24 protein-coding genes are annotated in these 25,408 nt (G+C 71.6%); 14 read left to right on the forward strand and 10 right to left on the reverse strand.

Annotated elements, in window-relative coordinates:
- Positions 1-70 precede the first annotated feature (70 nt).
- The 4 genes from WMF39_RS32440 (at position 71) to WMF39_RS32455 (ending at position 2,970) form a co-directional block, all read left to right on the forward strand.
- The gene (locus WMF39_RS32440; RefSeq protein ID WP_437740346.1) at positions 71-1,279 is read left to right on the forward strand and encodes a serine/threonine protein kinase; all 1,209 of its coding nucleotides are present in this window, start codon (positions 71-73) and stop codon (positions 1,277-1,279) included.
- 120 nt (positions 1,280-1,399) lie between these two features.
- Positions 1,400-1,867, forward strand: a complete 468-nt coding sequence (locus WMF39_RS32445; RefSeq protein WP_437740347.1) for a peroxiredoxin — start codon at positions 1,400-1,402, stop codon at positions 1,865-1,867.
- A gap of 274 nt (positions 1,868-2,141) precedes the next feature.
- Positions 2,142-2,522, forward strand: a complete 381-nt coding sequence (locus WMF39_RS32450; RefSeq protein WP_437740348.1) for a hypothetical protein — start codon at positions 2,142-2,144, stop codon at positions 2,520-2,522.
- Between the two features lie 76 nt (positions 2,523-2,598).
- The gene (locus WMF39_RS32455; protein WP_437740349.1) at positions 2,599-2,970 is read left to right on the forward strand and encodes a hypothetical protein; all 372 of its coding nucleotides are present in this window, start codon (positions 2,599-2,601) and stop codon (positions 2,968-2,970) included.
- 143 nt (positions 2,971-3,113) lie between these two features.
- Here WMF39_RS32455 and WMF39_RS32460 read toward each other — a convergent pair whose 3' ends face one another.
- Entirely contained in the window at positions 3,114-4,019 is a 906-nt protein-coding gene (locus tag WMF39_RS32460) for a hypothetical protein (protein WP_437740350.1), read from the reverse strand.
- A 324-nt stretch (positions 4,020-4,343) separates the two neighbouring features.
- On the opposite strand from WMF39_RS32460, the gene WMF39_RS32465 reads away from it, so the two are divergent.
- Together WMF39_RS32465 and WMF39_RS32470 are read left to right on the forward strand one after the other, a co-directional pair.
- Entirely contained in the window at positions 4,344-5,159 is an 816-nt protein-coding gene (locus WMF39_RS32465; protein WP_437740351.1) for a metallophosphoesterase family protein, read from the forward strand.
- Between the two features lie 129 nt (positions 5,160-5,288).
- Positions 5,289-6,110: an alpha/beta hydrolase gene (locus WMF39_RS32470; RefSeq protein ID WP_437740352.1), complete on the forward strand. Its 822-nt coding sequence runs from the start codon at positions 5,289-5,291 to the stop codon at positions 6,108-6,110.
- Positions 6,111-6,137: 27 nt separating this feature from the next.
- On the opposite strand, the gene WMF39_RS32475 is transcribed toward WMF39_RS32470, so the two are convergent.
- Both WMF39_RS32475 and WMF39_RS32480 read right to left on the reverse strand, forming a co-directional pair.
- Positions 6,138-6,887 carry a metallophosphoesterase family protein gene (locus tag WMF39_RS32475; RefSeq protein WP_437740353.1) on the reverse strand — a complete coding sequence of 250 codons (750 nt, stop codon included), beginning with the start codon at positions 6,885-6,887 and terminating at the stop codon, positions 6,138-6,140.
- Positions 6,884-7,888, reverse strand: coding sequence for a hypothetical protein (locus WMF39_RS32480; RefSeq protein WP_437740354.1), 1,005 nt, complete (start codon positions 7,886-7,888; stop codon positions 6,884-6,886). The genes WMF39_RS32475 and WMF39_RS32480 overlap by 4 nt, the downstream gene beginning before the upstream one ends.
- A gap of 256 nt (positions 7,889-8,144) precedes the next feature.
- On the opposite strand from WMF39_RS32480, the gene WMF39_RS32485 reads away from it, so the two are divergent.
- From WMF39_RS32485 to WMF39_RS32495, 3 genes are all read left to right on the forward strand, one after another.
- The gene (locus WMF39_RS32485) at positions 8,145-9,551 is read left to right on the forward strand and encodes an NAD-dependent succinate-semialdehyde dehydrogenase (RefSeq protein ID WP_437740355.1); all 1,407 of its coding nucleotides are present in this window, start codon (positions 8,145-8,147) and stop codon (positions 9,549-9,551) included.
- Positions 9,552-9,674: 123 nt separating this feature from the next.
- Positions 9,675-10,457, forward strand: coding sequence for a dienelactone hydrolase family protein (locus WMF39_RS32490; RefSeq protein ID WP_437740356.1), 783 nt, complete (start codon positions 9,675-9,677; stop codon positions 10,455-10,457).
- Positions 10,458-10,579: 122 nt separating this feature from the next.
- Positions 10,580-10,933: a DUF1801 domain-containing protein gene (locus WMF39_RS32495; protein WP_437740357.1), complete on the forward strand. Its 354-nt coding sequence runs from the start codon at positions 10,580-10,582 to the stop codon at positions 10,931-10,933.
- Positions 10,934-10,975: 42 nt separating this feature from the next.
- Here the strand turns inward: WMF39_RS32495 and WMF39_RS32500 are convergent, their stop codons facing one another.
- Positions 10,976-13,387, reverse strand: a complete 2,412-nt coding sequence (locus WMF39_RS32500) for a substrate-binding domain-containing protein (RefSeq protein ID WP_437740358.1) — start codon at positions 13,385-13,387, stop codon at positions 10,976-10,978.
- 190 nt (positions 13,388-13,577) lie between these two features.
- Between WMF39_RS32500 and WMF39_RS32505 the strand changes: the two genes are divergently transcribed.
- From WMF39_RS32505 to WMF39_RS32520, 4 genes are read left to right on the forward strand one after another with little or no spacing between them, the layout of a single operon-like run.
- Complete coding sequence (locus WMF39_RS32505) at positions 13,578-14,555, forward strand: fumarylacetoacetate hydrolase family protein (protein ID WP_437740359.1); 978 nt, start codon at positions 13,578-13,580, stop codon at positions 14,553-14,555.
- Positions 14,552-15,217, forward strand: a complete 666-nt coding sequence (gene maiA, locus WMF39_RS32510) for a maleylacetoacetate isomerase (RefSeq protein WP_437740360.1) — start codon at positions 14,552-14,554, stop codon at positions 15,215-15,217. The genes WMF39_RS32505 and maiA overlap by 4 nt, the downstream gene beginning before the upstream one ends.
- Before the next feature lie 37 nt (positions 15,218-15,254).
- Positions 15,255-16,406 carry a 4-hydroxyphenylpyruvate dioxygenase family protein gene (locus WMF39_RS32515; RefSeq protein ID WP_437740361.1) on the forward strand — a complete coding sequence of 384 codons (1,152 nt, stop codon included), beginning with the start codon at positions 15,255-15,257 and terminating at the stop codon, positions 16,404-16,406.
- Positions 16,406-17,566, forward strand: a complete 1,161-nt coding sequence (locus tag WMF39_RS32520; RefSeq protein ID WP_437740362.1) for a homogentisate 1,2-dioxygenase — start codon at positions 16,406-16,408, stop codon at positions 17,564-17,566. The genes WMF39_RS32515 and WMF39_RS32520 overlap by 1 nt, the downstream gene beginning before the upstream one ends.
- Here the strand turns inward: WMF39_RS32520 and WMF39_RS32525 are convergent.
- The 4 genes from WMF39_RS32525 to WMF39_RS32540 all read right to left on the reverse strand — a co-directional run bounded on the left by WMF39_RS32525 (position 17,550) and on the right by WMF39_RS32540 (position 23,772).
- Positions 17,550-18,146: a hypothetical protein gene (locus tag WMF39_RS32525; RefSeq protein WP_437740363.1), complete on the reverse strand. Its 597-nt coding sequence runs from the start codon at positions 18,144-18,146 to the stop codon at positions 17,550-17,552. The two genes, WMF39_RS32520 and WMF39_RS32525, sit on opposite strands and share 17 nt — an antisense overlap.
- Positions 18,147-18,171: 25 nt before the next feature.
- Complete coding sequence (locus WMF39_RS32530; protein ID WP_437740364.1) at positions 18,172-19,275, reverse strand: deoxyhypusine synthase family protein; 1,104 nt, start codon at positions 19,273-19,275, stop codon at positions 18,172-18,174.
- 69 nt (positions 19,276-19,344) lie between these two features.
- On the reverse strand, positions 19,345-22,527 hold the full coding sequence (locus tag WMF39_RS32535; protein ID WP_437740365.1) for a hypothetical protein: 3,183 nt from the start codon (positions 22,525-22,527) through the stop codon (positions 19,345-19,347).
- Between the two features lie 171 nt (positions 22,528-22,698).
- A complete protein-coding gene (locus tag WMF39_RS32540; RefSeq protein WP_437740366.1) occupies positions 22,699-23,772 on the reverse strand; it encodes a DUF72 domain-containing protein in 1,074 nt (357 codons plus the stop codon).
- Positions 23,773-24,168: 396 nt separating this feature from the next.
- On the opposite strand from WMF39_RS32540, the gene WMF39_RS32545 reads away from it, so the two are divergent.
- Positions 24,169-24,525 (forward strand): hypothetical protein, encoded by a 357-nt coding sequence (locus WMF39_RS32545; RefSeq protein ID WP_437740367.1) that lies wholly within the window; start codon positions 24,169-24,171, stop codon positions 24,523-24,525.
- A gap of 107 nt (positions 24,526-24,632) precedes the next feature.
- Here the strand turns inward: WMF39_RS32545 and WMF39_RS32550 are convergent, their stop codons facing one another.
- Positions 24,633-24,818, reverse strand: coding sequence for a hypothetical protein (locus WMF39_RS32550; RefSeq protein WP_437740368.1), 186 nt, complete (start codon positions 24,816-24,818; stop codon positions 24,633-24,635).
- 110 nt (positions 24,819-24,928) lie between these two features.
- Positions 24,929-25,336, reverse strand: a complete 408-nt coding sequence (locus tag WMF39_RS32555; RefSeq protein WP_437740369.1) for an RNA recognition motif domain-containing protein — start codon at positions 25,334-25,336, stop codon at positions 24,929-24,931.
- Between the last annotated feature and the right edge of the window lie 72 nt (positions 25,337-25,408).

Here is a 25,408-nt window from a genome sequence, read left to right on the forward strand (position 1 = left end):
TCCGCGGCGGGCCCCGAGCCGCTAGACTGGAGGGCCAGGCGGCACGGGGCGGGAGGACGACAGACAGGGCATGTCCGAGCAGCAGCGGTACCGGGTCATCAAGCGCCTCGCCTCCGGAGGCATGGCGGAGGTCTTCGTCGCCGAGAGCGCGGGGATCGAAGGGTTCAAGAAGCAGGTCGCGATCAAGCGCGTCCTGCCGCAGCTCAGCAAGAAGGAGCAGTTCATCGCGATGTTCCTCGACGAGGCGCGCCTCTCGGCGCACCTCTCGCACTCGAACGTCGTGTCGGTGTTCGACATCGGCGTCGGCGACGGCACCTACTTCATCGTCATGGAGTACGTGGACGGCGCCGATCTGAGGGCCCTCCTCGATCACCAGAAGAAGGTCGGCCGGCCGATGACCGTCGAGGTCGCCGCCTTCATGGCCGCGAAGATGTGCCAGGGCCTCGCCTACGCGCACGAGCTCGCGACCGGGGACGGAAAGCCGCTCCAGATCGTGCACCGGGACATCACCCCGGCCAACGTGCTCATCACGCGCTACGGCGAGGTGAAGATCGTGGACTTCGGGCTCGCGAAGGCGTCGAGCCAGCTCGCCGAGAGCGACGCGGGCATCATCAAGGGGAAGTTCGGCTACCTGGCGCCCGAGACGGTGCTCGAGCAGGGCGTCGACCAGCGCGTCGACATCTTCGCGCTCGGGATCATCCTCTGGGAGATGCTCGCCGGGCGCCGGTTGTTCCTCGGCGACTCCGACTACATCACGGTGCGGCTGGTGCGCGACGCGGTGATCCCCTCGCTCCAGCAGATCAACAGCGATGTGCCGCGCGAGCTGGAGCAGATCATCCGCCGCGCGCTCGCCCGCGACCCGGGGGCTCGCTACCTGTCGGCGCGCGAGCTCGGGCGCGACCTGACCCGCTTCCTCTACCGCTACGGCCGCCCGGTGAGCGAGGACGACGTCGCCTCGCTCGTGGAGCGCGCCAAGGGCGGGCCGGCGCGGGCGGTCGACGGGACGCAGAAGATCGCCGAGCTCATCGACATGATGCTCCTCGAGTTCAAGTCGCTCACGAAGGAGCCGACCGCCGGCGGCAGCGGCCTGAGCCTGCTGCCCACCCTGGAGGGCGCCACGATCCTGACGCACGGGGAGGAGCACCCGAGCTCGCCACCCCCGCGCAGCGAGGGGCCGCTCGGGGGGCTCGCCGACGAGCTGGAAGGCCCGGACTCGCTCCACCAGGACGAGTCCTCGTCCTCGGTGACGGCCTGGTTCCGGGGGCTCATTCCGCGCTAGATCCCTGCGCGGGCAGCGACGTGACGTCCGCGCCGCCGCGCTGTCTCATCCGTCCCATCCCATGACCCGTCACCGGCCAGGAGGAGCCCTCCTCCGGCCCACAGCAAAGGCAAAGAGAAGATGAGCGTCGAGATTGGAAAACCGTTTCCGCGCTTCGCCCTGCCAAACCAGGACGGCAAGACCGTGAAGCTCGAGGATTTCGCGGGCAAATGGCTCGTCCTCTACGTCTATCCGAAGGACGACACGCCGGGATGCACGATCCAGGGCAAATCGTTCACGGCCTCCAAGGCCGATTTCGACGACGCCAACATCACCGTGGTCGGCGTCAGCGAGGACGACGTCACGTCGCACAAGAGCTTCTGCGACAAGTTCTCGTTCACCATCGACCTGCTCGCCGACACGCGCCACGAGCTGCTCAAGGCCGCGGGCGTCGGGCAGAGCGAGTGGAAAGGCACCCTGTACTGGGACCGGACGACATTCGTCATCGATCCGTCGGGTGTGCTGCGAAGGACCTACCTGAAGGTGAAGCCCGACGGGCACGAGCAGGCCCTCCTCAAGGACATCGCGGAGCTCAAGGCCCAGGCCTGAACGCCGCGACCGCCTGCGAGAGCAGGGCGCACGGAGAAGGGCGCTCCACCTGCGCAAAAACTTGCTCACGCTGGATTTGCTGGCATGTCGCCCCTACCCTGTCGCCCTTGTGGCACCACGCCCTCCTTTCGCCCCTGGTCGAATCGTATCGCTCACGGTCTTCGCGGCGATCGCCGTGGCGGCGATCGCGAGCGCTTCCGTGGTGGGCGCCTGTAGAGGCGCGGGGGGCGGCGGGTCCGTCGGCTCGAGCACGGGCGACGCCAGCGGCTGTCCGATGGGGCCGAGACAGGCGCTGTTCACGATCACCGTGCGCGCGAGAGGCGCCACCGTCCCGCCGGACACCACCGTTCACATCGCGTGGAGCGCCGCGGACGAGCCGATCTTCGTCCTGAGTGATCCGACCACCTGGAAGACGCTCGACGAGGCCAACCTGGTGTGCGCCGTCGATCGCGCGCAGCCTCCTCCCGAAGCGCTGGAGACGCTCGTCTGCGAGCTGTGGACGGCCGGCGTGACCTGGGTGAAGATCTCGGGGACAGGCTACGACGACTTCGAGCAGACGCTCGCGCCCGTCATGAACGACGAGTGCGAGAGCTTCCTGCCTCAGAACGTCGATATCGAGCTCGTCCCGGCGGTGGACGGGGGCACGGGCGAGTAGCCGGTAGCCGGAGGGCGGCGCACCGGGGCGATGTGATCGCTGCCAAGCCGAGGCGCGCTCTCCTGTCGAAGGCAGCATGCGCCCCAATCCTCTCTCACCGCTGCTCCTTTCCGCCTTCCTCTCCGCCTGCAGCTCAGCTCCCGAGGCGAAGGCCCCGGCCCCGGGCGGGCAGACCTTCCCCGAGGCGGTCGCGATGATGTGCGATGTCGACAGGAGAGCCGGGCTCGACCCGGAGGCCGATCCGATCAGCGTCGGGCAGATGCGGTCGGCGTGGATCGCAGAGCACGTGGAGAGCCCCGATGGAATCGAGCTCCGCACGATGCTCAGCGTGAAAGGGGCCGCTGAGCAGGGCGCGATGCTGCGCGAGGAGGCCAAAAAGACAGGACTCGCGCGCTGCGCGCTGGCGGACTCGCTGGAGGCGGACGGGACCGGCGGGCTATCGCCATGAGGCGGCGGTCCCATTGAAGCACCTCCGGACGTGATCAAGGCTTTGATGCGCTGCTCCAGCTCTCCGCCGCTGGCTGCTCACGCTCTCACGAAGACATCTGGAGACCGTGATTCATCGCCTCGTCGGGCCGCTTTCGTCCACCGTCAGGAGAGCACTTCCGAGGCATCCTTCGCCCCGAGAACGTTATCGATCCAGCGGTCGAGGGTCGTGATGTCCGTGCATGCCTGGATGCGCGCGCTCTCGCACTCGGCGAGCACGATCCCTGCGCGCGCGAGCAGCCGGAGCAGCGTGCCCCGCTTGGCCTTGAGCTCGCCCTCACGCAAGCCCTCACGCAGGCCCTCGAGCTTGCCGCGATCGATGAGCTTCTGCACGAACGGGGGAAAAGTTGCCTCGCCTTCGATCTGCCGTTCCATGACCAACGCCTCCAGAGCCCGCCGCATGGGCTCACGCAACCCGTTCCAGATGACCTGAAAATAGACCGCCGCGTGCTCCTGGTCGAGCCTACCGAGGGCGGCGAGCGCGGCCTGGACCACGGTGAGCCCGTTCGGCCCGTTGCCATGCACCACGGCGGAGAGCACAGCGAGCTCGATCTCTTGCTCGGCTTCGGTAGGGTCGGTGATCTCGGGGACTACGGCTGGACCGAGCACCAGCGGCTCGACGTGGCCCAGCCCCAGGCCGAGGTCGATGTTCTCCGCCGCCCAGGTGGCCACGCCCGCGTCCGGCGCCACGACAAGGACGACCGTGCCGCAGCGCTTCCTGGCGCGCACGACCGTGACATACGTCGGCCACGAGAACTTCTTGTCGGGATCCTCGTCGCGCTGGACCTCAAGGACAATCGCCAGCGCGAGCGCGCCGCTCGCGTCTCGAAGCTCGAGCACCAGGTCGGAGCGAAACTCGACTGGGATCAGCTGGTCGAGCGACGACTCGACCACCGCAACCGAGGCGTGCGGCGGTACCTCGACGTGGAAGAGCGTCGCGAGCAAGCGGGGCGCGAGTTCCGGGTGCTCACGAAAGATCTCGACGAGGGCGTTGTGCTCGAGCGTCGGCATGACGAGGAGCCTCAAGCACGCACCGTGCCGACATGAAACGACGGGAACACGCGAGGAGAGAGCCGATTGCGGGGTGGCGGCGCCATGGCGAACCTGCGAAGAAGGTCTCCGCCACGGAAAGGCGGCGCCCCATTGAAGCTCGGGAGTGCGCGCCCTGTTGACGCTCCTCCCAGGGCTCACCGCCCCTGAACCGCGGCGGCCCCACCGCCCCCACCCCCTCGCCGCCGCCGACAAGAAGCGCCCTCACTTCGCCGCGCGGCGAGCGCCTCCCGCTCTCGCGCCACCTCGCTGGCTCCCCCTCCCCTCCCCGCCTATCCTGCCCTCATGGCCGCGCCGACCCCGCTCCGCCTCGCCTGGGCGACCGACGTCCACCTCAACTTCCTCTCCCGCGAGGAACTCACCGCCTTCTGCTCCACCCTCGCGGCCACCGCCTCCGATGCCGTCCTCTTCACCGGCGACATCGCGGAAGCCACGAGCCTCCGCCCTCTCCTCGAGACCGTCGCCCGGGCCATCGAGCGCCCGCTCTACTTCGTCCTCGGCAACCACGATTTCTACCGCGGGAGCATCGCCGCCGTGCGCACGATGGCCGCCGAGCTCTCGGCCACCTCCCCCTGGCTCAGGTGGCTCCCGTCGATCCCCCACGTCGAGCTCAGCCCGGACACCGGCCTCGTCGGCCACGACGGCTGGGCCGACGCCCGCCTCGGCGATTACGAGAGATCGCCCGTCATGCTCAACGATTACGTGCTCATCCAGGAGCTCACCTCCCTCGACCGGCGCCGCCGGAGAGAGGCCCTGCACCGCCTCGGCGACGACGCCGCGGCGTACCTGCGCAGCGTCCTGCCCTTGGCCCTCGAGCGGTACCGGCGCGTCATCGTCGCCACGCACGTCCCCCCGTTCAAGGAGGCCTGCTGGCACGAAGGTCAGATCTCCAACGACGACTGGCTCCCCCATTTCACCTGCAAGGCCACAGGCGAGGTGCTCCGCGAGGCCGCCCTGCGGCACCCGGAGCGGCGGATCGAGGTGCTCTGCGGCCATACGCACGGCGCCGGCGTAGCGGAGATCCTCCCGAACCTCGTCGTGCGCACCGGCGGCGCCGAGTACGGCGAGCCCGCGGTGCAAGGCGTCATCGCGACCGCGTAGGCCACCCTCGGGCCGCGCGCCCCGCCTCCCCACCGCCCTCGCGGGCGTCCGTCCCAGGTACCATGCTACCCGGGCACGACATATCCTGCGCGCCCACTCCCCCCGCCGACCTCGGCAGAACGGTCAGCCATGCCGACGAACGACCCCGACAGCCAGCTCGACGAGCTCCTTCGCGCGCTCGACGCGAACCCTCGCGCCACCGACGTCTTCTATCCCAGGCAGGTGAACACGAGCCCACCCGCCGGCGCGACGGACTACGACATCCCCGTCGCCCCCGGGGTGACGCTCGGCGCGCGCTGGCACCTGTCCGACCCGGGCAATCCGACCGTGCTCGCGTTCCACGGCAATGGCGAGACCGTCCCCGACTACGACGACATCGCCGAGGGCTGGCGTGACATCGGGCTCAACCTCTTCATGGTCGATTACCGCGGCTATGGCTGGAGCGGTGGGCAGCCGACGCTGCGCTCGCTCCGAGAAGATCCCGTGAAGGTCTCCGATTTCTTCGAGCGCGAGCTCGCCGAGACGAGCCGCGCCGCAGGCCTCGACCGGCCGCCGAAGCCGCTGCTCTTCGGCCGCTCGCTCGGCAGCTCACCGGCGTCGCGCATCGCCGCGCACCGCGGCGACGCGTACCGCGCGCTCCTCCTCGAGAGCGGGTTCAGCGACGTGCGGCACCTGCTCGCCCTCTTCGAGATCGACCTCGGCGATCTGCGCGACGAGGCGCACCGCAGCTTCTCGAACCCGGAGCTCCTGAGGAACGTCGAGATCCCGGTCCTCGTCCTGCACGGCGCGCGCGACACGCTGCTCCCGCCGGACCACGCCCGCGAGAACCACGCGGCCGTCCCCCACGAGAGGAAAGCCCTGCACCTCATCGACGGCGCCGGGCACAACGATATCCTCCTCTTCGCGTCCGCCTATTTCGGAGCGATACGGGCCTTCCTGCAGAAGCACTGAGCGAAAGCACCGAGCGGCGCTCGCCCGCTACACCTCGAACAGCAGAAACGGCTTGCCGGTGAGCTTCCTGAGCAGCGGCATCGCCACGTTGTAGACCGGGGTCCCGTTCGACATGTGCCCCTCGAGCGCCCCGTGGTGCGCGTGGCCGTGGAAGACCACGTCGGCGCCGTACAGATCGATCGGCGCGGCAAGGCGGCTCGTCCCAAGGAACGGCCTTATCTCCACGTTCTCGCCGACGGTCGTCTCGAGGATCGGCGTGTAATGCATGATCACGATCTTCTTCTCGCTGTCGAGCTGGGACAGCGCCGCCTCCAGCTTCAGCGCCTCGGTCACGGCCTCCTGGACGAACGCCTTGAGCGGGCCCTCGCCGAACGCCTGGAGCGTCGCGCTCCCGAACCCGCCCATGAAGCCCTTCACGCCGGCAACCCCGATGTCGTCGCGCAAGATCAGGTGATCTCCGTCGAGCACCTCGACGCCCGCGTCGCCCAGGAGCTTCGCGACCTCGGCGCCCGCCCCCCGGTCGAGATCGTGGTTGCCGAGCACGGCGGCGCACGGCATCGAGAGCCCGGCGAGCGCGTCGGCCAGCACCTTCGCCTCCTCGGGATGGCCGCGATCGGTGAGATCGCCGCACAGCACGAGCAGCTCCGCCTCCGCGTTCACCGCCTTCACGAGCTCGCGCATCCTGGCGCCGTGCTCCGGCCGGCAGTGCAGATCCGAGGACGCCGCGATGCGGCGCTTGCCCGGCTCCCCGTTCCCTCCGGCGACGGCGGCGCTCATGATCCCGGCTTGCGGACCCGCGCCGCCTCGACCTCCACCCCCGGCCCCTCCGCGCCGCCCGGAGCCCCGTCACGGCCCGGCTTCCCCTTGCCGAGGCGAGGCCGCCCCGCCGCAGACCGCTGGCGCTTCCTGCACAGCGCCCCCCGCGCCGCCTCGGGCGCGGACGCAGCGGACCCCACGACGAGCCCGAGCTTCTCGTAGTCGTGCACGTACTGCTGCCTGCTGATCAGGTTGCCCCGGCATACCCGGAGCGGCGCGTCGCCGGCCCGCGTCTGCTCCAGCGTACGCCGGCAGAGCTCGTCGATGATCCACCCGGGCACCCGGCTCCGCGCGCCCGGATAGACGAAGCGGTACAGCGTCAGGTGCGCGAACAGGACCTCCCAGTAGGGACCGAACCGGGCGAGGAGCCTCTCCCAGTCCATCTCGTCCCCACACGCGTAGATCAGGTGGTTCACGTCGGCGCCGTCGTACCGCTCCCGCTCGTCCACGAACGCCTTCGTGAAGATGATCTCCTCGACCGGCGCGATCAGGCAGGAGTGCCCCAGGATCGTGGCCGGACGCGCGTGCTCGAACCAGCCGCCATCCACCACGGCCAGGCCGTTGCTCGACGAGAAGATGAGATCGATGAAACGGTCGCCCGCGTAGGCCTTCCCGATCCACCGCGGATCGATGAGCTCCGTCTCGAAGCCGGCCCGCTGCAGCGCCCTGAACGCCGCCGGCACCTCCCGCTCGTCCAGCATCACGTCGAGATCCTTCGTGTCCCGGAAAATGCCCGTGTACGCGAAGAAGGCATACGCCCCCGCCACCATGAACGGCACGCCGGCGCAGAGGAGGGCGTCCATCGCCCTCACCCTCACCTCCAGCTCGCCCGCGCGGGAGAGCTGGCCGGCGGGGTCGTCGAAGGCCGGAGGAGCGAGCGCCGCGCGCTCGCCGGCGCGCGTCGCCCGGGCTGAAAGCGCGTGCTGCGCGTCGCCTGCGACAGGGGATCCGCTGCGGACCATCCCCCTCTGCGTAATGAACAGGACGTGCGATGGCGACCCCCCTCCCCCCTCACGCGCCCGGAACATGCGTGGCCCCGTGGACCGCGTGGACCACGCCGGAACGACGCGAACGAAGGAAGAGAAGCGGGCTCGTCGTCGCTGACCATTGCACGACGTGGCGGGTCTGGCTCAAGCTCGCCTGCCGGGACCGCTCGGCGCGCCCCGAGCTGGCTGGCGACGAGCCGCGGCCCGCGACGCTCGAAGAGGAGGCACATCCGTGAACACCGCCATCGCGACGATCAATCCAGCGACCGGAGAGACGATCGAGACGTTCGAACCCCTCTCGTCTGCGGCGCTGGAGCAGAAGGTGGCGCGCGCGCACGCCGCGTTCCGCAGCTTCCGGCAGACCCCGATCGCCGAGCGGGCCCAGAAGCTGCGCCGGGCAGCCGACATCCTGGACGGCGAGAAGGAGCAGCTCGGGCAGCTCATGACGTTCGAGATGGGGAAGACCATCGGCTCCGCCATCGCCGAGGCCCAGAAGTGCGCGACCGCGTGCCGCTACTACGCCGACAACGCCGAGCGCCTGCTCGCCCCCGAAGAGGTCGCCACCGACGCGGGCAGGAGCTACGTGGCCTTCCACCCGCTCGGCGTGGTGCTCGCCATCATGCCGTGGAACTTCCCGTTCTGGCAGGTCTTCCGCTTCGCCGCGCCGGCGCTCATCGCCGGCAACGTCGGCCTGCTCAAGCACGCCTCGAACGTCCCCCGCTGCGCGCTCGCGATCGAGGACATCCTCCGCCGGGCCGGCTTCCCGGAAGGGGTCTTCCAGGCGCTGCTCACCGGGACCGACGTCGTGCCGCGCCTCCTCGCCGACCCGCGCATCGCGGCCGCGACGCTCACCGGCAGCGAGAACGCGGGGCGCAGCGTCGGCGCCCACGCCGGGAAGCACCTCAAGAAGGTGGTGCTCGAGCTCGGCGGCAGCGATCCGTTCATCGTCCTGCCGAGCGCCGACCTCAACGCCGCCGTGGGGACCGCGATCCGCGCGCGCATCATCAACAACGGCCAGTCCTGCATCGCGGCGAAGCGCTTCATCGTGCACGAGTCGATCGCGCCCGAGTTCGAGCAGCGCTTCGTCGCGACCATGCGGCGCCTGCGGGTCGGTGATCCGATGGATCCGTCGGTCGACGTCGGGCCGCTCGCCACGCCGCAGATCGCCGCGGAGCTCGAGGAGCAGGTGCGGGCGTCGGTGGCCGCGGGCGCGCTCCTCCTCACCGGAGGCAAGCGGCTGAGGGGGCCGGGCAACTACTTCCCGCCGACCGTGCTCACCGACGTCCAGCGCCCCTCCCCCGCCGCCGACGACGAGCTCTTCGGCCCGGTCGCGGCGGTCTTCCGCGTCACCGACCTCGACGAGGCCATCCACATGGCGAACTCCACCCGGTTCGGCCTCGGGGCGAGCGCCTGGACCCGCGACGCCGACGAGCGCGAGCGCCTCATCAACGAGCTCGATGCCGGCCAGGTGTTCATCAACGGCATGGTCGTGTCCGATCCCCGGCTGCCGTTCGGCGGCATCAAGATGTCCGGCTACGGCCGCGAGCTCTCCTCGTACGGCCTGCGCGAGTTCGTGAACGTCAAGACCGTCTGGATCGCCAAGGACGAACGGCCGAGGGGCCTGCCTGCATCCGAGTGATCCGAGGAGCGGAGCGATCGAAGGACGGCGAGATCGAGCGGCCGAGCGATCGCCGGGGGAGCCGCTCGCCAGCCGTCCGGCCGCCGCTTCCCCGGCGTCGTGCGACGGGCGATGATGGCGGCCATGTCGCTCCCCGGCTTCACCGAGACGCAGTTCTCACACGACGGCGTGGCGCGGGTGCTCTACCGCCGCGGCGCGGGCCCGGGCGTCGTCGTCATGCACGAGATCCCGGGCATCACCCCGTCGGTCGCGGCGTTCGCCGAGCGCGTGGCGGACGCCGGCTTCACCGTCTTCGTGCCCCACCTCTTCGGGACGCCCGGCAAGCTGGACACGCCCCTCTACATCGTCGAGCAGCTGGGCCGCGCCTGCATCAGCCGCGAGTTCCACGTGCTCGCGTCCAGGCAGGCGAGCCCGATCACCGACTGGCTGCGCGCGCTCTGCCGCGACGTCCACGCGGAGCTCGGGGGCAAGGGCGTCGGCGCGATCGGCATGTGCCTGACGGGCAACTTCGCGCTGGCGCTGATGGTCGACCCCGCCATCGCGGCGCCCGTGCTGAGCCAGCCGTCGCTGCCCTTCCCGCTCTCGCGCGAGCGCCGCGCCGGGCTCCACCTCTCCGACGACGGCCTCCGTGCCGTCAAGGAGCGCGTCGCCGCCGGTACCCCGGTGCTCGGGCTCCGCTTCACCCACGATCCGATGTGCCCGAAGGAGCGGTTCGACCGCCTCCGGGCCGAGCTCGGCGACGGCTTCGAGAGGATCGAGATCGACTCGTCCCCAGGCAACCCCCATGGGATCCCGCGCACCGCCCATTCGGTCCTGACGCGCGATCTGGTCGACCGCGCGGGCCACCCGACGCGCGAGGCGCTCTCGCGCGTCCTCGCCTTCTTCCGCGAGCGACTCCACCCCTGACCGCCCGCAACGGAAGCCGCGCCCGAGCCAGAACGTCATGCGACGTCACGCGACGAGGCACAGCCGGTTGCGTCTCCGTGAACGTCGACTTACCGTCATTGATTGTGTCGGACGATCCGGCCGTGGCCGCTCTGCTGAGCGAGTACCCCCCTGCAGCGCAACAGCTGACCTTGCGCGTGCGCAAGCTGCTCCTCCGCATCATTCCCGACGTCCACGAGCACGTCTATCCAGGCTGGCGGCTCGTCAGCTTCCGGATGGGCAGCGGCGACCAGCACAAGATCTGCTGGCTCGCCCCGCAGCGCTTCGGCGTGACCCTCGGCTTCGAGCGCGGCGCCGAGCTGCCGGATCCGAACGGCATGCTCACCGGCGAAGCCAAGCAGGCCAGGAACCTCCATATCCGCTCTGCCAAGGACGTGGACGTCGCCGCGATCGCCGCGCTGGTCGCGGCCGCCGTCGCGCTCCACCGGGACCGGTGAGGATCGCGCGGAGCGCCGCTGCGCGACGGCGGCGCCCGCGGCTCAGCGGCGCCCGTGGACGACCCGCCCGCCCGTCTTGCCGAGCGCGTACGAGAACCCGAGCTCCAGCGTGGAGCGGGTGACGATCGCCCCGAGATCGAGCCCCTGCTCCACCATGAGCCGCGCGGCCTCGGGCGCGATCCCGACGAGCACCACCTCGGCCCCGAGCAGCCCGGCGGCGCGCGCCGCCTGCGCGAGGTGGTTCGCCGCGCTCGCGTCGACCACCGCCATGCCGGTGACGTCGATGATCACGACGCGCGCCTGGTGCTCGGAGATCTCCTTCAGCATCGCCTCGATGAAGCGGCCGGAGCGGTGCGTGTCCAGCGCGCCCACGATCGGCATGACGAGGACGCCGCGCGCGATCGGCACCACCGGGCTCGACATCGCGGCGATCGTCTCGAGGAGCGCCTCCTGGCGGCTGCTCAGCGACTCGAGCGCCCTCGTCCGCTCCTTGATCCGCGACAGGAGCCGCGCGTTCTCGATCACGACGGCGGCCACCGCGGCCACGCGCTCGACGAGCGCCAGGTCGGTCGCCGAGCACGCGTCGGGCTGCGGGCTGGCCAGGACGAGGACCCCGAGGACCGCCTCCCGGGAGAGCAGCGGCACGCCGACCAGCGTGCGCGCGCCGCTCCGGCGCGCCTCGGCGACGTCGCGGAGGTGCTCGTGCTCGCTCGACGCGGTGTCGATGACGAGCGAGCTGCACGAGCGCATCACCCGGCTCACCAGCGAGTCGTCCGTGACGGGCGCGCGCTCGTCGTCGACGAGGCTCTCGCGCTGGGCCATGCCGATCACCAGGAAATCGAGCGCGCGCTCGTGCCCCCCCGCGCCCAGCCTGCGGCTCGCGATCCTGCGGGCGGAGCTCGAGGCGAGGTGATCCGAGAGGGCGCTCGAGAACGGCGTGCGCTCGAGGGTCACGAGGTCGACCCCCGTGTCGATGCAGCGCGACGCCGGCAGATCCGCGAGGGCCTCCGCGACGCCGCGCGTGGCCATCTCGTAGAGCGCCTGCACGCCGCGGTACCCCATGTCGTACTCGCGCTGCACGATCGCCGCGTGGATCACGCCGTCCTGGAGCATCGCGATCGTCGAGGTGACGAGATCGAAGGCGACCACCTTGAGATCGCCGGATCGCCCGAGCCTCATCGAGGCAAGCCCCAAGCTGGGGCCGTTCTCGCTGCACACACCCAGGGCGCCGGCGAGGCCGGCGTTCGACCGCACCGCGTCGACGGCGAGCGCGATCGCGCTCTCCACATCGAACAGGTTCTCCGAGAGCGAGGCCACGCGGACCGACGAGCCGGCGATCGCCTCGCGGAACCCCTCGATGCGCCCCTGGGCGTTCGGCACGGCGAAGGACTCCGCCTGGACGGTGATCTCGCCTCCCTGCGGCATGAGCCGCAGCATCGCCTCGCCCGCGATCCTCCCGGCAGCCCGGTTGTCGGTCCCGACGTAGAGCAACGACCGGCTGCCTGGGGCGGCCGGCGTGTCGATCGTGATGACCGGGATACCCGCCGCCATCGCGCGGTCGATGGCCGGCTCGAGCGCCACGGGGTCGATGGGCGCGATCGCGATCCCGTCCACCCGCCGGCGGATCCCTTCCTCGAGGAGCGCCTCCTGAGCCGCGGCGTCGGCGGACATGACGCTCCTGAACTCGACCCCGACCCGGAGATCGCGCCCCGCCGCCAGCGCGCCGTCCCGCAGGTTGTTCCAGTACGCCGTCAACGGCCGGCGGGGAGCCTTGTAGACGCGGATCATCGGCCTGCCTCGCGCGCCGCTCGCGTCGTGGGATCCCCGCCATCCATCGGCGACGCGCCCCTCGCCCCCAGCATCCTCCAGGATGGCCAGGTCGATCGCACTCCAGCGCGGGCCGGTCTGCACGCTCCGGATCCCGTCCGCGAGCGTCTCGATGAGCTCGAGGAGATCGACCGACTCGGCGACGGAGCTCAGCACCTCCTCGAGCAGGCGCAGCTCCTGGGCGCTCTGCGCCTTCTCCTCGAAGAGGCCGCGCCGCTCGAGCACGACGCCGACGCTCACCGCGATCGACTCCACGAGCGCGCGCCACGAGCCCGAGAGCGGCGCCGCGTCCGGCTGCTCCAGGGCGAGGTAGGCGCCCGGCGCGCCGAACATGGGCACCGGTACGACGTGGACGTGGACGCCGTCGAGCGGCCAGCCAGGCGCTTCCGCGAGCTCGGGCAGGTGCGCCTGGTACCACGCGGCCGCGGGGACGAGGCACGGGCCGTGCGCCGCCTCGGGCGCCGCGGCGGGGCCGAACGGAGGCGACGCGCTGAGCACCCCGCCGTCGGACGGCATGTTCACCCGGCCCGGCAGGAGGCCATCGAGCCCGACAATCGCTTTGCAGGAGAGGCGCCGGCCGGTGCGAATCAGCAGGCTCCCGCGCCGCGCGCCGGGGAGGCCCTCCATGGCTCGTCGCACAAGGTCGTGGAGAGTCGAGAAAACGTCCAGTCCGGTAGTCATGCAGATCCGTTCAGCCGCTCGCTCGCTCGCTGCGCAGCGCGCGTGCGGGCGCATCCCGTAGCAGGCGTGAGCGGGCTCGTGCTTGTCAAGCGGAGACGATGGGACCACCGTACGACCACGAGGAGCTCGCCCCCGCATGAAGCTCGCCTCTCTCCGCGGCCCCGGCCGCGATGGCACGCTCGTCGTCGTCCGCCGCGACGGCCTCGCCTACACGCCTGCAGGCGAGGCCTTCCCCACGCTCCAGGCCGCGCTGGACGACTGGGAGCGCGCCGAGCCCGCGCTCCGCCGCATCGCGGCCGACATCGAGCTCGGCGAGGCGGCCGTGACGCCGCTGGTCGCGGAAGAGCTCGCTGCGCCGCTTCCGCGCGCCTACGAGTGGATCGACGGCTCGGCGTACATCCACCACATCGTGCTGGTGCGCAAGGCGCGCGGCGCCGAGCCCCCCGAGACGCTGACGACCGATCCGCTTGTGTACCAGGGCGGCTCCGGCGTCCTCCTCGGCCCGACCGACGACATCGTCCTGCACGACGAGGCCTGGGGCCTCGATTTCGAGGCCGAGGTCTGCGTCGTCCTCGGCGACACCCCGCAGGGCACGCGCCGCGAAGAGGCCCACCGGCACATCCGCCTCTTCCTGCTGGCCAACGACGTGACGCTGCGCAACCTCGTGCCCGCCGAGCTCGCGAAGGGCTTCGGGTTCTTCTGCTCCAAGCCCGCCACCGCGTTCTCGCCGTTCGCGATCACGCCCGACGAGCTCGGCGATTCGCTCCGCGACGGGCGCGTCCACCTGCGGCTCCGCTCGACCTACAACGGCGCGCTCATCGGCGATCCCGAGGCCGGCCCGGAGATGCACTTCTCGTTCTTCGATCTCATCGCGCACATCGCCAGGACGCGCAGCTTCACGGCGGGGACGCTCCTCGGCAGCGGCACCGTCTCCAACGAGGACCCGGCGCGCGGCGTGTCTTGCCTCGCCGAGCGGCGCATGCTCGAGATCCTCTCGGACGGAGCGGCCGGGACGCCGTTCATGAAGCCAGGAGACACGATCATGATCGAGATGCTGAATCGCGCGGGAGAGAGCCTGTTCGGGCGCATCGCGCAGCGGGTGGTGGCCAGATGAGCGCCGCCGTGAAGGGGCTCGTGCTCTACGGCTACTGGCGCAGCTCGTGCAGCTGGCGCGTGCGCATCGCCCTGGCCCACAAGGGCATCGAGCACGCGTACCGGCCGGTGAGCCTCGTCCGGGACGGCGGCGAGCAGCTCCGCGACGAGTACCGGGCCAAGAACCCGATGGCGCAGGTGCCCCTGCTCGAGTTCGAGCAGGGCGGCGCCGTCCGGCGTGTGTCCCAGTCGGTGGCCATCATCGAGCTGCTCGAGGACCTCTTCCCCGCGCCGCCGCTCCTGCCCGCGGATCCGTACCTGCGCGCCAGGGCGCGGCAGCTCGTGGAGATGATCAACTCCGGCACGCAGCCGATGCAGAACACCGCCACGCTGAAGTACGTGAGGGACGAGCTCGGCGGCGACGAGAAGGCCTTCGGCCGGCGCTTCATCGCCTCGGGCCTCGCCGCGTTCCAGGCGGCGGCGAGCGAGCTCTCCGGGCGGTTCTGCGTCGGCGACCAGGTCACCGTGGCGGACGTGTTCCTCGTGCCCCAGCTCTACAACGCGCGGCGCTACGAGGTCGACCTCGCGCCGCTCTCGACCCTCACGCGCATCGAGGCCGCGTGCATGGATCTGCCCGCGTTCCAGGCCGCCCACGCCGACCGCCAGGTCGACGCGGTCGCCTAGCTCGCCCCTGCGTTACCCCTCGCGACGGAGGACCCGGATGGCCAAGGTGGAGTCGATCGGCATCAAGCGCGTGGAGGCGCTGCACTACTACGTGCGCGACCTGGAGCGGAGCCGCAGGTTCTACACGGAGAAGCTCGATTTCCAGGAGATCGCCGCGAGCTCGCCGGAGCTCACCGCGGCGGCGGCGCAGCGCTCGGTCGTCTTCCAGGCCGGCGAGTGCGTCGTCGTCTGCTCGCAGCCGATCGGCGAGGGGGGGCGGGCGTGGCGCTACCTGCGCAAGCACCCCGACGGGGTGGGCACGGTCATCTTCGAGGTGGAGGACATCGACCGCGCCTTCCGGCTGCTCGACGGCCGCGGGGGCACGCCGATCGACGAGGTCCATCGGGTGACGGAGGCAGGCGGCACCTTCGCCTCGTTCTCGATCACGACGCCGTTCGGCGACACCACCTTTCGCTTCGTGGAGCGGCGCGGCTACCGGGCGCTGTTCCCCGGCTGCGTGGCCTACGACGCGCCGCGCGGCGGTGAGAACCGCTTCGGGATCGCCCGGTTCGATCACATCACCTCGAACTTCCAGACGATGGCGCCCGCCCTGCTCTGGATGGAGCACGTGCTCGGGCTCGAGCCGTTCTGGCAGATCGCGTTCCACACGAACGACGTCGCGAAGGACGCCACTCACGGCTCGGGCCTGCGCTCGGCCGTGATGTGGGACCCGGCCTCGGGCGTGAAGTTCGCGAACAACGAGCCCTACCGGCCGCACTTCAAGAGCTCGCAGATCAACGTCTTCAACGAGGAGCACCGCGGCGACGGCGTGCAGCACGTGGCGCTCGCCGTGGAGGACATCCTCGCCGCGGTGCGCGCGATGCGCGGCCGGGGCGTGGAGTTCATGCCGACCCCGGCCGCCTATTACGACATGCTGCCCGAGCGCCTGCAGCGGCTCGGCATCGGGCAGATCGACGAGGACGCGGCGGCGCTGCGCGAGCTCGAGGTGCTCGTCGACGGCGACGGCGCGAGGTCGTACCTCCTCCAGATCTTCCTCAAGGAGTCGTCGGGCACGCACCGCGATCCCGACGCCGGGCCGTTCTTCTTCGAGCTCATCCAGCGCAAGGGGGATCGCGGCTTCGGCGCCGGCAATTTCCGGGCGCTGTTCGAGAGCATCGAGCGGCAGCAGAAGGCAGGGGGGCACGGCTGATGCTCGATCGCGTCGTCGCCGGGATCGTCCCGCCCAAGCACCACATCGCCCTGCGCAGCGAGGCGGGGGATCTCCGCTACGAGGAGTGCCTGACGCGGGCGGGCTTCGACGGCCCCTACACGATCGCCTACCACGAGCGCCGGCCGCACGAGCACCGGGTCGCGGAGGCCGCGCACGGCTTCACGCTGCCGGTCGCCGCGCCGGCGCGCCCGCTGGCGAAGCGGCACTACCGGTCGCAGGATCTGCCGCGGCGGGGCGGGCCCGCCGTCGACTGCCGCGTGCCGCTGCTCTTCAACGACGACGTGGTGATCGGGCTCGTCCAGCCGGACGCGGCCGATCCGGTGTACTTCGCGAACGCGGACGCCGACGAGCTGTTCTTCATCTTCCACGGGGGCGGCGTCCTGCGCACGATGCTCGGCGATCTCCGCTTCGAGCAGGACGACTACGTCGTCATCCCGAAGGGGCTCTTCTACCGCTTCCTCCCGGACGCCGCGCCCCAGCGGTGGCTCTCGATCGAGGCCGCGGACATCCACCTCCCGCGCAAGTGGCGCAACGAGGTCGGCCAGCTGCGGATGGACGCGCCGTACTCGCACCGCGATTTCCGGCGGCCCACGTTCGTCGGCCCCCTCGACGAGGGCATCCGCGCGCTCGTCGTGAAGCGCGGCGGCGCCTTCCACGGCTTCGCCCTCGAGCGCTCGCCGCTCGACGTCGTCGGCTGGGACGGGGCGGTGTACCCGTTCGCGTTCCCGATCCAGCGCTTCCAGGCGCGCGTCGGGCTCGTGCACCTGCCTCCGGACTGGCACGGGACGTTCGCCGCGCGCGGCGCCCTCGTCTGCAGCTTCGTGCCGCGCCCGACCGACTTCCACCCGGAGGCGATCCCCTGCCCGTACCCCCACGCGTCGGTCGATTGCGACGAGTTTCTGTTCTATTGCCGCGGCAACTTCACCTCGCGCCGCGGCGTCGGCCCCGGCAGCATCTCGCACCATCCGGCCGGCGTCCCGCACGGGCCGCACCCAGGCGCGTACGAGGCGAGCCTCGGGGCCCGCGAGACGAGCGAGCTCGCGGTCATGCTCGACACGATCCGCCCGCTCTCGGCCACCGCGGCCGCGCTCGCGGTCGAGGACCCGGGCTACCAGGACAGCTTCATCGCGGGCCCCTAGCGGGATCGGGCGACGGGAGACTTCCCTCAGGGCCCTGGGGCTTGTTGAAGCAGGCGCTCGTGCACTCGTTGAAGCGCTGCGACTCCTCGAAATCGATCCCGTTCAGCCCATTGCAGGACATGCCGATGATGCAGCGGGCGTTGCACACGATCGACCCGACGCAGTCGTCGGGGTTGGTCGAGAACGGGAATCCCAGCCCGCACGCCATGAAGACGTCGTTGGCGTCCTCGCAGACGGTGCGGAAGATGGAGATGCCGCAGCCACGGAGGCTATCTCGCTGGCTGTCGCAGCCGTCGAACAGGTACTTCTCGTCCTTGCATTCGAGCTCCTCCTCGACGCAGGTCACGTAGTCGTCGAAGGAGCCGGTGCAGCTCGCCTTCACCGCGGCCGCCCGCGCGGTCTCCGCCTTGTCGACGCACTCGAGGTACCTCGCCTCGCTGCAGCCGGAGCAGTCGCAGATGCGGTCGCAGGCGCGCTCCTCGGGCGAGGGGCAGCCAGCGGAAACGAGCGCGCCGCCGACGGCGGCCAGGGAGAGGAGCACCCAGTGGGTGCGCGGCGGGCGGCGCTTGGGGGCGAGCACGGTGACCTCCTCCCCCTACTCTATTTCATTTCGGCATCTTGCCGAGCCGCTCGAGCAGCGCGCGCACAAGGAGCGGCCACGCGACCGTGGCGTCCGCGTACACCTCGGCGAAGCGCCCGCCCTCCTGCGGCGGGGTGAACTTGCCCCAGCTCACGCCCTCGGAGTACGTGCAGCCGGACAGGCCGCCCCAGTGGACAGGCTCGGGGCAGATGCGGACGCCGTACTGGAACCGCGGGTGATCGACCTCGATGTCCAGGCGATCGCCGACGATGTCGTAGAACGGCGCGACCTGCTGGGCCCAGTTGCGCGGCACGCCGCCGCCGATGGTGAAGATGCCGAGGCGCTTCTTCTTGCGGACCAGGCGGGCGTAGCTCAGCAGATCGAGGAACGGATTGTACGGCGGCGGCACGGCCTCGCGCCACACGTCGAAGCCCGGCTTGTCGCCGTGCTGCGCCTTCACCTTGCGCAGCATCCACGTCGCGACGTCGAGGCCCATCTCGCTGTCGGTGAAGGCCGGCACATAGACGGGCACGTCGCGGAGGTACGCGCTCCGGAGCACGCCCGGCGAGTCGCCCATCTCCGCCAGCGCCTTGCCGAGCTGGCGGCAGATGATCTCGCTCGACCAGGGAGAGCCGGGGTCCAGCTTGTCGAGCTCCTTCCGGACGAAGACCTCGATCGCGTTGAGGTTCTTCTCCATCTCGAGCGTGTCGTAGACGCGGTTGTACCCCTTCTCGAAGTACGTCTCGTCGGAGATGCCCGGGTTCGCCTTGTAATGGGTCAGGCCGACCGCCTCGCTCAGCCCGTGCGCCATGAGCGCCCCCGTGCTGATGATGCAGTCGATCATGCCGGCCTCGATCATCCGGACGATGACGACGCCCATCTTGGCGACCGTCATCGCGCCGGAGAACGTCGCCACGACGAGGCAGTCCTCGTCGCGCACCATCGCCTCGAGCACGTCGCACGCCTCGCCGAGCGCGCGGCCGCTGAACGCGGTCCTGCTCATCGCGCGGAGCAGATCGTCGAACGAGTCAATCTTCAGCGGGTCGAGCGCGGCGAGCGGGACGAGCTGGTCTTCGACGCCGTCGCCGAGCTGGCGGTGCGAGGAACGAGGATTCTCCGGAGAGGACATAGGGCGCGAACATATACCCGCGCGGGGGGTAGGCCGTCGAGCGCGAAGCTCCCCGCGAGAAGGGCAAACTCAAGGCCGGACGGGCAGCGAGCACGCGAGGCGGCGCGCGGATCTCGCCGCTGCTCTGGCCGCTGCCGTGCCTTCCGTTCCGCCGAATTTCCCGGCGCCTTGACCGATCCCGCGATCGCCGCCTTCGGCGCGCCGGGCCGCGAGATCGGCGCGAACGAACGCGAGCGGGCCCGCGCTGAGCTGGCCGTCGGTCCGCCGCTCCAGATCCATCAGCGCGGCGATCTTCGCCACGCAAACGTCACGACCTGACACACGGACGTCATAGACAGCCGTGCTCGCGGGCGCGCGGCGGCCATCGACCGTCGCGAACGCGCTCGCCCGATCGAGCAGGAAGCGCGCGCCGGGCGGGCGCGCGGCGCACGCCGGCATGCGGGTGAGCTCGGTGCGGACATTCGGGACGATCTCCCAGCCGTCGAGCGGCAGGAGCGGCGGGGCCTTCGCGGTCGCACCTTGCGCCGTCGTCGCGGCAGGCGGGATCGGCACCGTCCGGCCGAGCGTCAGGCCGTGGAAGCTGAGCAAGAGCGGCACGCCGGCGCTCGTCGGCTGCCCAAGCGCGGGCTCGCCGAGGTTCGCGAGCGAGGCGATCGGCCGCGGGGCCTCGCCGGAGGACCACGCGACGAGCGACGCCCCGCGGAGCCACGCGACGGGGCCATCCGGCGCCTCGCTGAAGGCGACCTCCGCCTCGGGCATCAGCTCCAGCGGCACCTCGGCGACCTCGGCGCCGCGGCCCGGCCTCACCTGGATCAGCACGTCGCGGCCCGAGGCGCGCACCCCGAACAGGATCCGGCCCCCGGACGCCGCGAACCGGGCGAGGATCGCGTCCCGGCCGACGCCCTCGGGCGCCGGGCCCGTCCACGAGCGGACCCTGGCCTGGAGCTCGGTCGGGTCGAGCCAGCGCAGCGTCCACGTCGCCCGCGGCGCAGCGGAGGCGCCGCGCGCCTGGAGATCGGCGCCGGCGCCTCTGGCAGCAGCGCCGTCGGGCGAGCGCACCTCGAGCGCGGCGACGGTGGAGAGCTGGCCCCAGCGCCTGTCGCTCACCGACGAGACGCGCCGCTGGCCGTCCGGTCCGGGCTTCACGTCGCGGGCGAGCAGCGCGAGCGCCTCCTGGGTGCTGCGCGGCGGCGGCAGGCCCGCCGGCGAGAGCGGCGGCCCCGGCTGCGTCGTGCAGGCGAGCGCGCGCTCCGGCAGCGCCGGGGACGGCGGCGAGCGGAGCGGCAGGAGCGGCGCGGCCCCGAGCGCAGGACCGCGGAGCGGCGCTCCCTGCGCGGGCAGCGGCGGCCCCCAGCCGACGCGGAGGTGGGTCGAGATCCTCAGGCCGGCCTCGTTCACGGACAGCATCCCGGGCTCGGCGAGCAGGTCGCCACTCCGGGCGATCTCCGCCGCGGCCTGGGGTGGGATCTCGATGGGCGACCACGTGCGGCCGGCGTCATCCGACGCGAGCACCTTCCCTTCCCCGACGGCGATCCCGCGGCCGGCGTGGACCACGGCGTGCGCGGCCCCGGCGAGGCGAGCCCGCGAGGCCTCGCCGCCGGGGGAAAGGACGACGGCGGTGAGCTCTCCGGCCTCGTCGGCCACCACGAACGACAGCGCGCCGTCCTGCCCCTCCTCGATCGGGCTGACCACGTTGACGTCGTCGCCCCCGCCGCGCAGCCAGCCGAGCGGGAGCAGCGGAGCCTCCCTGCCGCCGGCGTCGATCACCGCGACATGGGCGCCGGGCGAGGCGCCCTCGCGGCCGTCGCCGCGCGGCGCGGGCTCGTCGCGGGGCGCGACGTCGCTGTCCCAGAGCCCGCGCAGGATCGCGATCCGGCCGTCGGCGAGCGCGCCGGCGCCGCGCCAGCGGACGTCCGTGCCCGGGCGGACCGTGCTCCACCGGCCGCTCGGCTGTCGCACGCACACGCTGCCCTCGTCATCCGCGTCGCACGGCGCGAGCAGCAGGGCGCCGCCGCTCGGGGACACGCGGAGCTCGGCCTCGCCGCTCCGCACGAGGACGGGGGGCTCGCTGCCGAGAGGGCGGTCGGGCTTGACCTGGAGCACGCCGAACGGATCGTGGCGGCCGTCCGGCCCGCCCTCGCCGAGCGCGCAGGCTACCCACGCCGCTCGCCCCGCGCGGCCGACGCCGCAGACGTTCAGCCAGTCGCCGCGGCCGAAGGGGGCGACCTCGTGGAGCGCGCCGGTGGCGAGATCCACGCGGGTGAGGATGCCGTGGCTCGCCGTGATCGCGGCGGACGTCCACACCGCGCCGCTAGAGATCGCCGCCTCGAGCGGGTGGCGCCCCGTCGCGCGGATCCAGCGGAGCAGGGGCGCGCCTGGGCCGGGCTCGGGCGCATCGTCGGCGGGCGCGGGCCCGAGCCGCGCCTCGGCGACCAGGATCCGCGCCTCGCGCTGCCCGGACGACGAGGCCCTGCCCTGCGTCACGGCGATCAGCGCGCCGTCGCGCAGACGGACGTCGGCGACGCGGAGCAGCGCGGCGGGGTCGCCGTCCTCTCCGTCCCCACCCGGCGACGGCGCGACAGGGCGCCACGACGCGCCGCCGTCGGCCGTGACCGCGAGCCCTGCCGCCTCGAAGAGCCCGGCGCCCTGCCGCGCGTCGCGAAACGCGAGGGCGCGCAGCGGCAGGGCGGGCAAGCCCGGCAGCGTGCGCGGCTGTCCCGTCTCGATGTCGAGGAAGATCGGGGAGTCGGCGATGGCGTCCCAGACCGCGACGACGGCGGGCCCGCCACCGATGCGCTGGAGGTCCGTCTCGGACCGGGCGAGGACCGCGGGCGCGCCGAGCGGGTCATCGAACCGGTAGACACCGTGGACTCCGCGCCCGACGAGCCGCGGGCCGGTTGCGGACGGAACCAGCACGAGCTCGATCAGGGGCTCGGGGCACGCCGCGGTCTCCGGCCGTGCCGCGCCGTCGGCGCCGACGAGGACGCGCTGGCCGCCGACGAGCGCGAGCGTGCCACCGGCGACCCGGGGCCCGATCGCGGTCGCGCCGCTCGCGTCGACCCAGCGGGCAGGCACGGGCGCGGGCGGCGGGGGGCGCGCCGCCGCGGGCGCGCCGCGCTCTTGCGGCGCAGATCGGGGCGGCGCGCCGCCGCAGCGGGCGAGCGCGAGCGCAGCGAGGAGCGCGGCCGCGCGCCGCGACCTGCGCGGTGGCGCTGCGAGGCGGGGAGCGCCCGCCGCTCTGGACTGCATCATCAGGGCTGAGACTACCGTGTTTCGCTGGCCGCCGCGGCGCCGTGACGGGCCGCAGGCAGCGCCTTGCGGCCGGCGTGCGCCCGCCAGAGATGCGGTGTCCATGGCGGTACACGGAGGCCGCAGCGGCACACGGAGGCAGCGCCCGCGACAGGGACGCAGCGACCGCGAGGCTCAGTGGACGGCCGAGCCTGCCGGGACCGGGGCGGTCTCGTCGGCCAGCGCGGCGGCCCTGCGGGCGAGGAGGGCCATGAGCCCCCTGGCGCCAACCACGGCATGGTCGGACACGCAGTTGTTGAAGATCGCGTGCACCTGCTCTGCCTCCTGGGAGAGCCGAGCGACGGTCTCCGCCCAGGGAGCGAGCTCCACGGGGTCGTAGATGTACCTGAACTTCTCGTTCACGCCGACGGGCGCGTCCCAGGTCTCCTCGCGCCGGCCGTGGAAGCGCACCACGGCGAGGCGAGGATCGGCGACGAGGGCGGTGGGAGGCATGCTGTTGTCCTTGCCCTGCGGCTCATCGACGATGACGTAGAATGCGCCGAGATCTCGGAGGAGGTCCGCGACGCGCTCGATGCGTCCAGGCATGCCCCATGACCCGTGCCGGAGCTCGACGGCGAACGGGAGCCCGTCCATGCGCCTCCGGCAATCCTCGATGACACGCACGTTGCCGCGCGTCGCCGTGAACCACGGAGGGAACTGGAAGAGCACATACCCCAGCTTGCCCGCCTGGCGCAGCGGATCGAGCGCCAGCCGGAAGCGCTCCCAGAGCGCGTCTCTGACCTCGGCCGGCAGGTCTGTCGGGTAGAGGCGCCGCCTATCGAAGAGCGAGGCTGGCAGCGCGCCCTGGACGTCCGGGGGGAGGCGGACGGGCTCCACGGGGTGCTGGGTGAGCGGCGCGAACGCCTTCATGTTGAACACGAAATCAGGCGGAGTCCGCTCGACCCACTGCGCCACCATCCCCGGACCCGGGAGGGCGTAATAGCTCGAGTTGACCTCGACCACGGGGAACTGGGACGCGTAGAACTTCAGCCGTTGTGCCGGGCTCGACACGCCCTTCGGGTAGAATCGATGGCTCTTCACCAGGGTCGGGTCCGTCCACCCGGCGGTCCCGGCGAGGGCGTTGCCGATGCGGGCGGGCACAGGCGCGCACGCCGCGAGCGCCGCGGCGCGCGCGAGCCGCTGCTCCTGCTGGTGCGAAGCCTCCTCTGAAGGCGACCGCGGCGGGTCGCGCAGGGCTTCTTCGTGCATATCGGGAGCAACCTAAGGCCTCTTTGCGGCGATGGAACCGCTCGCCCGGAGATACGACGGCAGGTGCTCATTGCCTCTCACGAAGGTCCTCTCTCCAGTCGTGCGCATGCGCTCGTGCGCATGCGCTGGTCGTGCGCGTACCCTCCCGCTCGCTCGACGAGCTCCCGGATTGCCAGATCCTGATCCGGGCGGTCTTCCGTCACGCTCTTTCGCCGTGGATGAGGCCGCGAATGCAGCGCGCCGACAGCGTGGAGAGCCCAGATTGTGCATGCGCCGACCGGTCGCCTGCGCTATACTGAACAGGGGCCAGGGGGATTGATATATTCCTGCCCGGCAGGACAGAGGTGATCGATGTATTCAGCGAATCGTCGCCGGAATATCGAGCGGGAAGAGCGCATGCTGCTCCGCGAGAAGCGGGAGCAGGCGGCCGGCAAGCTCCTTCAGAAGGTGCCGCAGCTCACGAGCTTGAACCTGGAAATTCGCGAGACCCGGCCCAATTCGGCCATGAATGAGACGCAGTACATCCGCCGCGTCGTTGTCGAGCATGCGCATGCGCTGTTCGAAATGCCGTGCTCGTACTCTTCGTGTGACAACGGCGGCTACGACGTGACGCAGGAAATCCTGAGCGGCCTCGCTTCGCGCACGGCGCGGTTCGAGGGGGAATGCGCCTGTCGAGGGAGCTGTGGTGGCGAGTGCTGCTCCCGGGTCCTCCGCTACGTCGCCACGGCCACGTACCGTGGCCCCGAGGCGTAGGGCGGGCGCTTATCGCCCGGGACGGCGTACGCCGCGAGGGGCGGCCGGGGCGCTGTCCGCGAGGGGCGGCCGGGGCGCTGTCCGCGCCTCGGCGCGCGCTCCGCGCTTCACTCGGTGATGGGAGGCTGTGGCCCCGGGACGATCCCTGCGATGTCCGGATCCTCCCCCGGTGACCCGCCATCACCGAGGCCCTTTTCCTTGCGGCGCGCGAGACGGTTCGCGTCTTTCTCGCGCTGCCTTTCCTGCCGGGCGCGTTCTTTTTGCCGCTTCATTGCTGCCTGTTTCTGCTGCATAGGGAGCCAGGCCTTTCAGCGCCTCCGGACGGCGCGTTCTTCAGCACCTCGCGGTGCGTCCTGAGAAGGCGCAGGCGCGGCGCACGATCGGCGCCGCGCCTCGCCCGCGATCAGTACCGGTCGCCGCGGCCGCCGCGGCCGCCGGAGCCACCGCGACCGCCGCGGCCACCACCGCCGCCGCCGAAGCCGCCACCGCCGCCGCCGAAGCCACCACCGCCGCCGCCGCCGCCGAAGCCGCCACCGCCGCCACCACCGCCGAAGCCGCGCGCCGGGCGCTCCTGCGCTTCGTTGACCTTGAGCGCGCGGCCATCGAGGACCGCGCCGTTCAGCTGCGAGATCGCGCTGTTCGCGGCCTGGGCCGAGCCCATGGTCACGAACGCGAAGCCGCGAGGCTGCCCCGTCTCGCGGTCGGTCGGCATCGCGACCTCACGGACCTCGCCGGCTGCGGCGAACGCGGACTCGAGGGTCTCGCGGGTGGTGCTGAACGAAAGGTTTCCAACGTAGAGACGATTTCCCATGCCATCCTGCTTTTTTTACGGCTTTCTGGTGCGCCGCTGAGGCGCTCTCGGCCTGCCATCCGACGAAGCCGT

The sequence above is a fragment of the Sorangium sp. So ce1504 genome, from assembly GCF_051521635.1.
Taxonomy (GTDB): domain Bacteria; phylum Myxococcota_A; class Polyangia; order Polyangiales; family Polyangiaceae; genus Sorangium; species Sorangium cellulosum_B.

Bases quoted from the DNA above. Each gene is read 5' to 3' on its own strand.
- WMF39_RS32440 (WP_437740346.1), top strand. From the start codon at position 71: ATGTCCGAGCAGCAGCGGTACCGGGTCATCAAGCGCCTCGCCTCCGGA.
- WMF39_RS32445 (WP_437740347.1), top strand. From the start codon at position 1,400: ATGAGCGTCGAGATTGGAAAACCGTTTCCGCGCTTCGCCCTGCCAAAC.
- WMF39_RS32450 (WP_437740348.1), top strand. From the start codon at position 2,142: ATGGGGCCGAGACAGGCGCTGTTCACGATCACCGTGCGCGCGAGAGGC.
- WMF39_RS32455 (WP_437740349.1), top strand. From the start codon at position 2,599: ATGCGCCCCAATCCTCTCTCACCGCTGCTCCTTTCCGCCTTCCTCTCC.
- WMF39_RS32460 (WP_437740350.1), bottom strand. From the start codon at position 4,019: ATGCCGACGCTCGAGCACAACGCCCTCGTCGAGATCTTTCGTGAGCAC.
- WMF39_RS32465 (WP_437740351.1), top strand. From the start codon at position 4,344: ATGGCCGCGCCGACCCCGCTCCGCCTCGCCTGGGCGACCGACGTCCAC.
- WMF39_RS32470 (WP_437740352.1), top strand. From the start codon at position 5,289: ATGCCGACGAACGACCCCGACAGCCAGCTCGACGAGCTCCTTCGCGCG.
- WMF39_RS32475 (WP_437740353.1), bottom strand. From the start codon at position 6,887: ATGAGCGCCGCCGTCGCCGGAGGGAACGGGGAGCCGGGCAAGCGCCGC.
- WMF39_RS32480 (WP_437740354.1), bottom strand. From the start codon at position 7,888: ATGGTCCGCAGCGGATCCCCTGTCGCAGGCGACGCGCAGCACGCGCTT.
- WMF39_RS32490 (WP_437740356.1), top strand. From the start codon at position 9,675: ATGTCGCTCCCCGGCTTCACCGAGACGCAGTTCTCACACGACGGCGTG.
- WMF39_RS32500 (WP_437740358.1), bottom strand. From the start codon at position 13,387: ATGGAGGGCCTCCCCGGCGCGCGGCGCGGGAGCCTGCTGATTCGCACC.
- WMF39_RS32505 (WP_437740359.1), top strand. From the start codon at position 13,578: ATGAAGCTCGCCTCTCTCCGCGGCCCCGGCCGCGATGGCACGCTCGTC.
- maiA (WP_437740360.1), top strand. From the start codon at position 14,552: ATGAGCGCCGCCGTGAAGGGGCTCGTGCTCTACGGCTACTGGCGCAGC.
- WMF39_RS32515 (WP_437740361.1), top strand. From the start codon at position 15,255: ATGGCCAAGGTGGAGTCGATCGGCATCAAGCGCGTGGAGGCGCTGCAC.
- WMF39_RS32520 (WP_437740362.1), top strand. From the start codon at position 16,406: ATGCTCGATCGCGTCGTCGCCGGGATCGTCCCGCCCAAGCACCACATC.
- WMF39_RS32530 (WP_437740364.1), bottom strand. From the start codon at position 19,275: ATGTCCTCTCCGGAGAATCCTCGTTCCTCGCACCGCCAGCTCGGCGAC.
- WMF39_RS32535 (WP_437740365.1), bottom strand. From the start codon at position 22,527: ATGATGCAGTCCAGAGCGGCGGGCGCTCCCCGCCTCGCAGCGCCACCG.
- WMF39_RS32540 (WP_437740366.1), bottom strand. From the start codon at position 23,772: ATGCACGAAGAAGCCCTGCGCGACCCGCCGCGGTCGCCTTCAGAGGAG.
- WMF39_RS32545 (WP_437740367.1), top strand. From the start codon at position 24,169: ATGCTGCTCCGCGAGAAGCGGGAGCAGGCGGCCGGCAAGCTCCTTCAG.
- WMF39_RS32550 (WP_437740368.1), bottom strand. From the start codon at position 24,818: ATGCAGCAGAAACAGGCAGCAATGAAGCGGCAAAAAGAACGCGCCCGG.
- WMF39_RS32555 (WP_437740369.1), bottom strand. From the start codon at position 25,336: ATGGGAAATCGTCTCTACGTTGGAAACCTTTCGTTCAGCACCACCCGC.